This is a genomic window from Flavobacterium sp. 11 (assembly GCF_002754315.1).
GTDB classification, from domain to species: Bacteria; Bacteroidota; Bacteroidia; order Flavobacteriales; family Flavobacteriaceae; genus Flavobacterium; species Flavobacterium algoritolerans.
Genome location: NZ_PEFE01000001.1, coordinates 525,643 through 537,767 on the forward strand (window position 1 = coordinate 525,643; position 12,125 = coordinate 537,767).

11 protein-coding genes and 1 tRNA gene are annotated in these 12,125 nt (G+C 33.6%); 5 read left to right on the plus strand and 7 right to left on the minus strand.

Annotated features, from left to right (window positions below):
- Entirely contained in the window at positions 1–2,172 is a 2,172-nt protein-coding gene (locus tag CLV00_RS02320; RefSeq protein ID WP_099713628.1) for a S9 family peptidase, read from the minus strand.
- 179 nt (positions 2,173–2,351) lie between these two features.
- Between CLV00_RS02320 and CLV00_RS02325 the strand changes: the two genes are divergently transcribed.
- Both CLV00_RS02325 and CLV00_RS02330 read left to right on the plus strand, forming a co-directional pair.
- Positions 2,352–3,668 carry a hydroxymethylglutaryl-CoA reductase, degradative gene (locus CLV00_RS02325; protein WP_099713629.1) on the plus strand — a complete coding sequence of 439 codons (1,317 nt, stop codon included), beginning with the start codon at positions 2,352–2,354 and terminating at the stop codon, positions 3,666–3,668.
- Between the two features lie 51 nt (positions 3,669–3,719).
- Positions 3,720–4,637 (plus strand): GYDIA family GHMP kinase, encoded by a 918-nt coding sequence (locus CLV00_RS02330; RefSeq protein ID WP_099713630.1) that lies wholly within the window; start codon positions 3,720–3,722, stop codon positions 4,635–4,637.
- Positions 4,638–4,744: 107 nt separating this feature from the next.
- Here the strand turns inward: CLV00_RS02330 and CLV00_RS02335 are convergent, their stop codons facing one another.
- The 6 genes from CLV00_RS02335 to CLV00_RS02360 form a co-directional block, all read right to left on the minus strand.
- Positions 4,745–6,841 carry a peptidylprolyl isomerase gene (locus CLV00_RS02335; protein WP_099713631.1) on the minus strand — a complete coding sequence of 699 codons (2,097 nt, stop codon included), beginning with the start codon at positions 6,839–6,841 and terminating at the stop codon, positions 4,745–4,747.
- Between the two features lie 108 nt (positions 6,842–6,949).
- Positions 6,950–8,209, minus strand: a complete 1,260-nt coding sequence (locus CLV00_RS02340) for a hemolysin family protein (RefSeq protein ID WP_099713632.1) — start codon at positions 8,207–8,209, stop codon at positions 6,950–6,952.
- Positions 8,210–8,212: 3 nt separating this feature from the next.
- Entirely contained in the window at positions 8,213–8,407 is a 195-nt protein-coding gene (locus tag CLV00_RS02345) for a hypothetical protein (protein WP_099713633.1), read from the minus strand.
- Between the two features lie 11 nt (positions 8,408–8,418).
- On the minus strand, positions 8,419–8,973 hold the full coding sequence (gene lptC / locus CLV00_RS02350; RefSeq protein WP_099713634.1) for an LPS export ABC transporter periplasmic protein LptC: 555 nt from the start codon (positions 8,971–8,973) through the stop codon (positions 8,419–8,421).
- A 47-nt stretch (positions 8,974–9,020) separates the two neighbouring features.
- Entirely contained in the window at positions 9,021–10,271 is a 1,251-nt protein-coding gene (locus CLV00_RS02355) for a hypothetical protein (protein WP_099713635.1), read from the minus strand.
- Positions 10,264–10,998: a type III pantothenate kinase gene (locus CLV00_RS02360; RefSeq protein ID WP_099713636.1), complete on the minus strand. Its 735-nt coding sequence runs from the start codon at positions 10,996–10,998 to the stop codon at positions 10,264–10,266. Before CLV00_RS02360 ends, CLV00_RS02355 begins: the two co-directional genes overlap by 8 nt.
- A 98-nt stretch (positions 10,999–11,096) precedes the next feature.
- Here CLV00_RS02360 and CLV00_RS02365 point away from each other — a divergent pair.
- The 3 genes from CLV00_RS02365 to CLV00_RS02375 all read left to right on the plus strand — a co-directional run bounded on the left by CLV00_RS02365 (position 11,097) and on the right by CLV00_RS02375 (position 11,892).
- Positions 11,097–11,169 (plus strand) — tRNA-Phe (locus CLV00_RS02365).
- Between the two features lie 51 nt (positions 11,170–11,220).
- Positions 11,221–11,502, plus strand: a complete 282-nt coding sequence (locus CLV00_RS02370) for a GIY-YIG nuclease family protein (protein ID WP_099713637.1) — start codon at positions 11,221–11,223, stop codon at positions 11,500–11,502.
- A 108-nt stretch (positions 11,503–11,610) separates the two neighbouring features.
- Entirely contained in the window at positions 11,611–11,892 is a 282-nt protein-coding gene (locus tag CLV00_RS02375; protein ID WP_099713638.1) for a GIY-YIG nuclease family protein, read from the plus strand.
- Positions 11,893–12,125: the final 233 nt, after the last annotated feature.

Below are 12,125 nucleotides of genomic sequence, written 5' to 3' on the forward strand. Positions count from 1 at the left end.
TTATAAGTTTTCTTTGATAAAATTAGTCATTTTTGTATACAATTGAATTCTGGTTTTTCCACCATAAATCCCGTGATTATTGTCTGGGTAAATTTGGGAATCAAATTGTTTATTAGCCTGAATCAAAGCTTCCATCATTTGCATGGAGTTTTGAACATGAACGTTATCATCTCCTGAACCGTGAATCAAAAGAAATTTTCCTTTCAATTTATCCACATGGTTTATTGGTGAATTATCATCATATCCGCTCGCATTTTCCTGTGGTGTCGTCATGTAACGTTCCGTGTACACACTGTCGTAGAATCTCCAGTTTGTAACCGGAGCTACAGCAATTGCCATTTTAAAAACATCGTTTCCTTTCATGATACAATTAGACGCCATAAAACCACCATACGACCAGCCAAATATACCAATTCTAGATTTATCAACAAATGCGTAATTTCCTATTACTTTGGCAGCATCAATTTGATCTTCCACTTCGTATTTTCCTAATTGCAATTGAGTCACTTTTTTGAAATCAGCGCCTTTAAAACCAGTTCCGCGTCCGTCAACACAAGCAACAATGTAACCTTGTTGTGACAACATCATAAACCAATAATCATCCGTACTGTTCCACTCGTTATTCACTTGTTGCGAACCCGGACCAGAATATTGGTACATAAAAACAGGATATTTTTTTGTTGGATCAAAATCTTTAGGTTTAATCACCCAAGCATTTAGTTCATTTCCTTTTGCCGTTTTTAAAACAAAAAACTCTTTAGCAGGCAAATTATAGCTTTTTAGTTTCGAAGCCAATGATTCATTGTTTTCAATAACCTGAACTTGTTTTCCAACTTTAGCTTCGTTCAACGTATACGTCGTAGGTTGTGACGCACTAGAAAATGTGTTGATGTAGTATTGAAAATTCGGGCTGAATGTCGCTGCATTCGTTCCTGTATTTTGTGACAAACGCACTTTATTTTTTCCGTCAAGACCTATTCTGTAAACATCTCTATTAATAGATCCATTTTCTACAGACTGATAGAAAACCGTATTTGTCTTTTCGTCTAAACCATAATAATTAGTCACTTCCCATTTTCCTTTGGTCAGTTGGTTTTTCAATTTTCCGTTTTTATCATATAAATAAATATGATTGAAACCGTCTTTTTCGCTGGTCCAAATAAAACTGTTGTCTTTCAAGAAAGTCAAGTTATCCGTAACATCAACATACGCTTTGTCTTTTTCGTTCAAAACTACTTTTGAAGTTCCTGAATTACCATCGATAAACAACAAATCCAAATTATTTTGATGACGATTCAATACCTGCGCAGATAATGTATTTGCATCATTCGTCCATTTCATTCTGGCGATATAAAAATCAGTGTAATTACCAAGGTTTACATTTTTTACCCCATTGGAATTTACATCATAAATATGTAAAGAAACTAGAGCATTCTTTTCACCGGCCTTTGGATATTTAAACGTTTGCATCATTGGATACAATTCTTTACCAAACATTGACATCGAAAATTCCGGAACTTGACTTTCGTCAAAACGAATGTAAGCCACTTTTTTGCTGTCAGCACTCCAATCGAAAGCTTTTACGAAAGCAAATTCTTCCTCGTAAACCCAATCCGTAATACCGTTAATAATGCTGTTTTTTTGTCCGTCTGTAGTAATTGGAGTCGATTTATTAGAAGCTAAATCATATACATACAGATTATTTTCTTTGGCGTATGCTATCTTTTTTCCATCAGGTGAAAAAGTAGGTTCCTGAACCTGAAAATCAAATAGCTTTTTTAATTTTTTACTGGCTATATCGTATAAATAATAATCAGCAGTAAAGGAGTGACGGAAGATTTGATTCGTATTGCAAGCCAATAAAATCATTTTTTCTGAAGCATCAAATGTATAACTGTCAATCCCGTTTGAAAGTTCTTTGTGGGATTTTGTATCTATAAGTGTAGCTACTTTTTTTAAAGTTGCAAAATCATACAAATCGATTTGCATACTTCTGGACTGGTTGTCTAAATTCAATACAGTGTATTGATTTGTATTTTTCATGGACTGTAATTCATCCATTCCTTGAGCACGAAAAGTGCCGTTGTAAATTTCATCAATTGTGATTTTTTGTTGGCCAACAACAGTAAAACACAGGAATAAAAATAATGCAATAATTTTTTTCGAATACATGATATTTCTTTAAATATAAAAACCGTCAATTTTAGTGAAAAATTTACAATAATTTCACATTCGATGTGTTAAATGTTAAAAACAATATTCTAAACACCCATTTATTGAGGATATTATCATAGTAAACAAAACAGCTAAAAGCGTATCTTTGCAGGTATACATATTATAATCTATTGAGAATGAATAAGGCCATTAGCGGATTTTCTAAATTATCCAAAGAAGAAAAAATTAAATGGATTGCCAATCAATATTTTTCAACACCTTCAGAAGCCATTTCCTTGCTGAAAAACTACTGGAATTCTGATGAAAAAATACAGAAATTACATGATGAATTCATCGAAAACACGATAACTAATTTCTACATTCCGCTGGGAGTTGCTCCTAATTTCCTGATTAATGGAAAATACAGCACGATTCCTATGGCAATTGAAGAAAGTTCTGTGGTTGCCGCTGCCGCAAAAGCTGCTAAGTTTTGGTCCACACGTGGCGGATTTAAAACAACCGTAATCAACACCGAAAAAATTGGTCAGGTTCATTTTATCTATAAAGGAGATGTTTCAAAATTGAACTTATTTTTTGCCCAAAACAAAAGCAAATTTTTCGCAGAAACAGAATCGATTACAACAAATATGCAAAAACGCGGTGGCGGAATTTTAGACATCACCCTAAAAGACAAAACCGATTTATTGCCCAATTATTTTCAGCTGCATGCCACTTTTGAAACCAAAGACAGCATGGGAGCTAATTTCATCAATTCGTGTCTGGAACAATTTTCCAAAACATTAAAAGAAGAAGCACATAATTATGACTTGTTCACGGAAACGGAGAAAGACATTGAAGTCGTGATGAGCATCCTTTCGAATTATGTTCCAAATTGCATCGTAAGAGCCGAAGTTTCTTGCCCAATTGCTGATTTAGAAGAAAAACACATTCCTAATCCTCTAGAATTTGCAGAGAAATTTGTGCAAGCTGTTCAAATAGCTGAAGTCGAACCATACCGTGCCGTAACGCACAATAAAGGAATCATGAACGGAGTGGATGCCGTAGTTCTGGCAACAGGAAATGATTTCCGTGCCGTCGAAGCTGCAATTCATGCCTATGCTTCCCGAAACGGAAAATATTCCAGTCTTTCCCATGCCAAAATAGAAAATGGTGTTTTTACTTTTTGGTTGGAAATCCCTTTAGCATTAGGAACTGTTGGTGGTTTAACTTCCTTACATCCATTGGTAAAATTATCATTGGAAATGCTGGAAAAACCATCTGCCAAGGAATTAATGCAGTTTGTAGCCGTAGCCGGTTTGGCCCAAAACTTTGCCGCTTTGCGCTCTTTGACCACAACAGGAATTCAGGAAGGACACATGAAAATGCATTTGAACAATATTATCAACCAGTTTGAAGCCAATGATGAAGAACGCGTTTTAATCCTAAAATATTTCAAAAAGAATACCGTTTCACATAGCGCTGTGGTGACCTATATTGAAAGTTTAAGAAAATAATTTTATCTTGAAGCAACAAAAAATAAGGTTGCTTCGTTCCTCGAAAAGACAATGAAAAAAACATTCTACAGTAACGGAAAACTTTTAATCACAGGAGAATACCTGGTTCTTGATGGCGCAAAAGCATTTGCATTACCCACAAAAATGGGGCAAAACCTCAATATAGAAGAGGGAAACAACAAGGAAATAATCTGGAAAAGTTATGATGCGGACGGAAGCATTTGGTTTGAAGACACTATTTTATTTTCTGATATTTCAAAGGGAGTTAATCCTGAAAATGAATCGGTAAAAACAACACTTACGACTATTTTACACGAAGCTTTTAAGTTAAATCCTGATTTCATTTTAAATTCAAATGGATACCGTATTACTACTGAACTTGGATTTCCTAAAAGCTGGGGTCTGGGAACGTCATCGACTTTGATAAACAATATTGCCCAATGGCTCCAAATAGACGCCTTTATACTGCTTAAAAACAGTTTTGGAGGCAGTGGTTATGATATTTCCTGCGCACAGAACAACACTCCTATCCTATATCATCTGGAACAAGGAAATCCCATTGCTGAAAAAGTAACCTTTAATCCAGAATTCACACAAAACCTATACTTTGTATACCTTAACAAAAAGCAAAGCAGCAAAACTGCAATAGCGGCATACAACATTAATAAAAAAAACAATCTGGCAAAAACCATTGCTTTAAATGACAGCATAACTTCAGAAGTTTTGAATGCCACTACGATTCAATCTTTTGCTACAGCAATACAAAAACACGAAGTACAAATGAGTATTATTCTGGAAACACATACCATCAAAGAATCTTTATTTCCTGATTTTAATGGCGTGATAAAAAGTCTTGGTGCTTGGGGTGGTGATTTTGTTATGGCGATTGCAACTGAAAATCCAACTGACTATTTTGTTTCAAAAGGATATAAAACTATCGTTCCGTATAATGAAATGATATTGTCTTAATGTTTCATAATTAATCCACGCTTACAAATAAAACTTCATTAAAAAAAATCCCGATACATTCAATATGTATCGGGATTTTTTATTTTGATTAATTACTTTTTCAAAAATTAGTAATTGAAATCTATTCTGTTGTCTTCAATTTTAGCGTTAGCTTTCAATGCAGGAATTACTCTACTTGCATCTGAAGCGCTTTGTGCTTTTAATTTAGTCACATAAGCTGCGTGGCTTTTTAAAGCTGGTGCTTTTACTGTGCTTGTGTTTTTCACTACATAAACTCCAGTATTTCCTTCAATTGGAGCAGATAATTTATTAGCCGCTAATGCGAATGCATTTCCAACTACTTTTGGCTCTTGACCAACACCTGGCAACATGGTGTTTTCCATAGTAAGACCAGTTGCTTGTTGTACCGTTCCTCCTACTGCTTTTGCAATTGCTTCAAGAGAAGAACCTGACATTTTAGCTTTGATAAGTTCCGCTTTTTTCTTGTTTTTAAGAATTGGCTCCACATAAGGTCTAACTACTGAAACGGCTACTAAACCAGAATCGTCAATACTTTTCAGTTTTGCAATTACGTGACCTACATTAGCTACTTCAAATCTTTTTACAGACCCTACTTTAACTCCATCTTCAAAAGCCCATCTTACGATTGTTCTTTGATTGCCTAATGTTCCAAAGTTCTCATCCATTCCTTTTACAGAAACAGCCGGTGTAACTTTAAGTCCCATATCTTTTGCAACTTTATTAAAATCTTTATCAGCAGCATCCATTTCTAATTTAGTTGCTTGAGTAAATATCTTATCAGAAGTTGCTTCCGAAGCTTCGATTTTTTGAGCTACAGTAGCCAAACGAATTCCGTCTTGCTTGTCCGTTATTTTAACAATATGAAAACCAAAATCAGTTTCTACTAAACCAACTTTACCGATACCATTATTAAAAACAAAATCATTAAATGGTTTTGGCAATTGGTTTGGACCAAAATAACCTAAATCACCACCTTGTTGCGCTGACTGATCTTCAGAATTTGTGAAAGCCAACATAATGAAGCTATCCGGATTTGCATTAACCTGAGCTAAAATAGATTCAGCTTTAGCTTTAGCTTGCTCTTTTGTTCTTTTCTCTTTTTGATTTTGAGCTTGAGAACCTTCATAACCTATAACAATATGACTTGCTTTGGTATTAACTCCTGATTTCATTCCCATAGATTTTGAAATACAGTAGTATTTTCCAAACATGTATGGTCCATAAACTGCACCTGGAGCTAGGTTGAATAATTTATCAGCATCTACAGCCGGTAAATCTTTTTTAGCAATGTAAGTTGAATCATAAGGAACATCTGAATTTGAATTCACAAAGTCAATTGTGTTCGTAGTAGTTCTAAATCCTGGCAATGTATCGTTTTTACCAGTAGCTTGGTTGTAAACCACACTTCCTGTCAACAATGAATTTATTTTTGTTTTTACTTCAGATTCATCCTCAGCAGAAGCTTTGTCTTCAATCAAAACATATTCTACTTCGCGAGACTCGTCAGCTTTGTATTTTTTTTCATTTTTCTTCATGAATTCAACAATCTCAGCATCAGTAATTTTTACTTCACTGTCTTTAATTGTAGAATACAAACCTGCAACGTAAGCAAAGTTTACTTTGTTTGCTTCCATTTCATATTTCAACTTTCCTTCGCTTTCAGTTGTGTAAACTGCTGCTTTAATCAAAGTGTTATACATTTGGTATTTAGCATTCAAATCAGCATCTTTCTCTCTATCTTTCAAGAATTGAGCTTGTGCAGGATTTGCTTTGAAGTATTCTTTGAATTTTACAACATCAAAAACACCGGCAGCATTCAAAAACAATGGATTTCCACCAATATTTTGATCAGCTTTCAAAACTTCTAATAAGTGTTTTTCACCAACTCTAAGTCCTAATTTATCAAATTCAGAAGTTAATAAAGCTATAGAAACTTCTTGTTCCCAAACTCTGTTTGCTGCTTCAGTTGACGTAATCCCTTGACCACTTTTTTCAACATTACTTACTTTAACTCTAAAATCTTCGAATGAAATATCTTTTCCATCAATGCTTCCTACATCTTTTGATGTACTGCTGAAACCACCGCTATTGAATATATCACCTATGATAAATGCTAATAAACAAAACCCGATAACGAGTATCAGAAGAAGTGAACGTTGTCTAATTTTTTGTAAAACTGCCATTTTATTGTTGTTAATTTTTATATTCAGTTTGCGAAAATACAATTATCTAATTAATAATTATACTAGTAGCGTTTTATTTTGCAAGAAATTTTATTTTCCTAAAAAAAATCAGTCTTGTACGGTCATTTTTACTAATTCTATTTTCTTATTTGTGGCTTCTTCAATTATAAAATGATAGCTGCCTATGGAAATTGTATCGCCTTTTTGAGGAATTTCTTTTGTGAAATCTACTATAAAACCGCCAAGTGTTCCGTAAGAATCACTTTCAGGAATGTCTAACTTATAAGTGTCATTCAAATATTGGACATCAAATCGAGTTGAAAAAATAAAGACTCCTTCTCCTAATTCTTTTTCTATCAATTCTTCGTCTGAATCGTGTTCATCTTCAATTTCACCAAAAAGCTCTTCTACAATATCTTCTATGGTAATAATTCCCGAAGTTCCTCCGTATTCATCTAATACAACGGCGACGCTTTTCCGTTTTTTAGTAAGCAAATTCATGGCGTCTTTTATGAATATGGTTTCCGGAACAAACTCAACCGAAATTACAATTTCCTTGATATTATTTGGTTTTTTAAACAAATCAAACGAATGAACATAACCAATGATATCATCAAGAGAATTTTGATACACCACAATCTTAGAATACCCAGTTTCTATAAATAATTCTTTGAGATTTTCAATTGAATCAAATACTTCAACCGCAATAATTTCCGTTCGGGGGCTCATTACATCTCTGGCCTTCACACCGGAAAACTCTAATGCATTTTGAAACATTAATATTTCAGAATCCACCATTTCATTATCCTCAACACTACTCATTTGTTCGGTAATGTAATTCCCAAGTTCTATTTTACTGAAATACAACTGAATATTATCCCCTTCCGTTTTGAAGAATTTCTTCAAAATAAAATCAGAAATTCCAATAAAAAAGGTAGAAATAAAATAGAAAAACTTATAAAAAACATACGCCGGAACTGCAAAAATCTTAATTAACGAGTTGGCGTAAATTTGAAAAAAAACTTTTGGAAGAAACTCGGCAGTAATCAATATGATTAGTGTCGAAATCAGAATCTGAAGCACTAAACTTAGCCCATCTGAAAAATGATATCCAAACACAGCAAACCAGCGCATCACTAATTCGCCCATAAAAAAACCATACACCACCATCGCTATAGTATTCCCAATAAGCATGGTTACTATAAAGTTAGTTGGTTTTTCAGTAAGCTTTGTAAGTATTTTTGAAACGAAATTATCTTGCTTTTTTTCAATTTCAAGATAAATTTTATTTGAAGAGACAAAAGCTATCTCCATTCCTGAAAAAAAAGCACTTAGTATTAGACACAATATGATAATACTAACTTCCATTAATTAGGATTTTTTGTTTCGGTCATCAAATTTTTTGGCAAATTTTCTCCTGAAGAAAAACATAAAAATAGCCAATCCTGCAATCATAAAACTCAACCAAAACGTTCCTTCGGGATCATTTAATTTAGTGACACCGTCATAAATAAAATAAGCGCCAAAAACTAGATAAACGTATTGTGTGTATTTTAGGTAATTCATAATGTATTGTATTAATCGGCGGATTCTATTTCGCCAGTTATTTTTTGAGAATTAATCACTTTGAAATCTTTGCTAAAATCGATTCCTTGTCCATTTGAAGTTCCTTTTGGATCCGATAATTTAAACTTTCTTTCCGTAAAGAACCATTCGTTTTTTTGATCAAAATACAATTGTTCCGTTTCTAAGGTCTGACCCTCTTCGGTGAAAATTTTCACTTTCCCTTGCAAATCAATAATATTTGTGCCTTTATACGAAATAGCATAATTAGACTTGATAAAGGTTTTCTTCGCTTTTTTATCGAATAAAGTAACATCGATTCCTTTTGGAAATTCCGTAAAAGGAAAGTCAACACTGGAGTAATCCAACATTTTAGTACTTACAAGAATTGCCGTAATTCGCCCGGAATCAGTGTATTTCAAATTTACCATATCTGCGTCACTATTTGGGATAAATTCTGAAAAATTAATCTTCTGAATTTCCTTAAAATTACTTTCGCAACCAAAAAACAGTGTCACAGCAAAAACTGTGACAACTGATTTAATATACTTTTTTTTGACTACAGTCATACGCTGAACTTGGCGAAGAAATTTGGCAATAGTACCAATTCTTGTTTTTAGTTAAATTTTCGTTTTTCAAACCATTTGTCATTAAGTGAAAAACTCACACTTAAGTTTGCATAGTTCTCCTGAACAAGATTTGCTTTTGTAGTTCCTTTTTTTCCTAATTCGAAACCAAAGTTCACATTTGAGAAACTACCCGTTATCGGAAGTCCCAAACCAAAAGTCACACCCATATCATTTATCGATTCAGAGTTGATTACCAATCCTGTTTTTTCATATTTAATACCGGCTCTGTATACAATTCTTTTTGTATAACTAGAAAACGAATTATAATTAGGAATGTAATATCCTCCTAAACTAACGCTGCCATATTTTCCATACCCTACATTAGCTTCATCATTATATTCATTTGCCTGACCCGAAGTTTTACCGTAAGAAATATTACCGCCAACAAGCCATTTTTTAGCCTCACCAATACCTCCACTTAACGATATTTTACTTGGCATTGTTATACTTGCCTCTGTTTTAACATCACCAAGAACATCAACAACAGCCAAATCAAAATTTGAATTATAGATTACTGTCGAAATATTTCTAGTGTTTTTAGACGTTAAAGAACTTTCCAATGAATACGTTAAACTACTAAAAAGAGTGATTTTTTTATAGATTTTGGTTTGATACATCATTCCAAGATTAAAATTTACTCCAGATAAATCTGCTGAATTTAATTCGCGCGTCCCAATTGGAACTTCCTGAATAAACTCAAGACTATTGGTTTCAATTTTTCCAAAATTATAATTCACATCGGCACCAATGTTAAAATTAGGGGCAATTTTATATGCTACACCCAAAAAAGCTTTATTCAAACCACCTGTTCCATTAAAACGCTTGTTGTTTTCTGTTCCAGTTTCTGAAATAGATTCAATTTTATACCCAACTGAGGAATATGGAATCAATCCAAAACCTAATCCAAACTTACCCAAAGGCAAACCAACTGCTAGGTAATCCAAAGTAGTTCTTCTGGCATTAGCTGATTCAGTACTGTTTTTTAAAGTTGTAGTCCCGTAAGTTCCTCCTAAAGTAAAAGTTGTCAGTTTAAGATTTGCGTAACTGGCTGGGTTTTGTAAGTTTATGTGAATACTATCCTGTTCAACAGCTAGACCTGCCATAGAGCGGTTTTCAAGCGTTCCTTTGAATCTTACATCCCCAATTCCGTAGAAAGAATATGGAGAAGATGTTCCTTCTTGAGCAAAAGACACTAATGATAAAAGCAAACAGGCGCTTATTATAATTTTTTTAATCATTTTTGATTTTATATTGAAATGTTTGATTCAAACTTTCCAGAAGAAAATTTGAATTGGCAAATATGGTATTTTTTAATCGTTTAGCCAAAAAATCTGTGTCGCCACCCGTTAAAATTATTATAAAATTTGAATACCTTGCTTTATATTCATCGATAAAACCGTCAATCTCATAGACGAAACCGTTCACCACGCCAGAATGAATCGATTCAGAAGTGGAAGTTCCAATGAAATCTTTTGGACTTTCTAATGATAACAAAGGAAGTTTGGCCGTAAAATTATGCAACGCTTCGTAGCGCAATCGCAATCCTGGCGCAATGGCTCCGCCCAAATAATTATTCTCTTCATCAATAAAATCGTACGTAACACACGTTCCGGCATCAATAACCAACCGATTCTGATTTGGAAACTGAAGCGTTGCTCCTGCAGCAAGAACCATCCGGTCAATTCCCAAAGTTTTAGGAGTCGCATAACGATTCAGGAACGGAAAAGGATCTTCATGGGATAGAAAATGCACATTCAATACATTGTTATAGGCTAAAAAAGACTGTTTTTCGACATCTCCAACAGAGGAAACGACCAAATCAGTTATTTTTTCGAATTTTTTTAAAATATTTTCAATATTTTTTTGAAGTTCTATTTTAGAAAAAACAAAAATTTCAAAAAGGGTAGCATCCTCAAAGACAGCCGCTTTAATTCTGGTATTTCCAACATCGATAACTAAAATCATAATTTGGTTTTTGATGTTGCGAAGGTACGAATTGATTTTTTTTAAAAAATGTTTTGGATAAACTAAAAATCATTCTATATTTGCACCCGCAATAGCGAGGTACCTTAGCTCAGATGGTAGAGCAATGGACTGAAAATCCATGTGTCCCTGGTTCGATCCCTGGAGGTACCACAAAACCCGAATAGAAATATTCGGGTTTTTTGTTTAACATCATTTCTAAAGATGCATTATCTCTATATTCTTTATTCAAAATCCACAACTAAATATTATGTTGGCGAAACACATAATATAGAAGAGAGACTAATAAAACACAATAAACACACCTATTCAGGATCATTTACAAAAATCGCTAATGATTGGGATTTAACCCTCCTTTTTAATTGTTCAAACAAAGAAGATGCTATTTTTCTTGAAAGATTTATCAAGAAAATGAAAAGCAGAATTTTTATCGAAAAAATAATTAAAAACCCTTCTATTCTTGAAGACATTTTATCCAAAAAATAATCCATGCATCCCTGGTTCTCCCGAAGCCTCGGGACTGGAGGTACCACAAAACCCGAATAGTCCCGACGATTCGGGATTCGGGTTTTTTGTTTAACATCATTTCTAAAGATGCATTATCTCTATATTCTTTATTCAAAATCCACAACTAAATATTATGTTGGCGAAACACATAATATAGAAGAGAGACTAATAAAACATAATCAACACACCTATTCTGGATCATTTACAAAAATCGCTAATGACTGGGATTTAACCCTCCTTTTTAATTGTTCAAACAAAGAAGAGGCTATTTTTCTTGAAAGATTTATCAAGAAAATGAAAAGCAGAATTTTTATCGAAAAAATAATTAAAAACCCTTCTATTCTTGAAGACATTTTATCCAAAAAATAGTCCATGCATCCTGGTTCTCCCGAAGCCTCGGGACTGGAGGTACCACAAAACCCGAATAGTCCCGACGCTTCGGGATTCGGGTTTTTTGTTTTCAAGCAATTCCCAACATGACATTTCTTTAAGCTGTCACTCATCTACTTCTCCAATTTATATTCTTTTCCAATAAAATCTAACGCTTTTAAAATTTCTACAAAAGCTTAAACTATACTTATATTCTATTTTTAAAGGAAAAA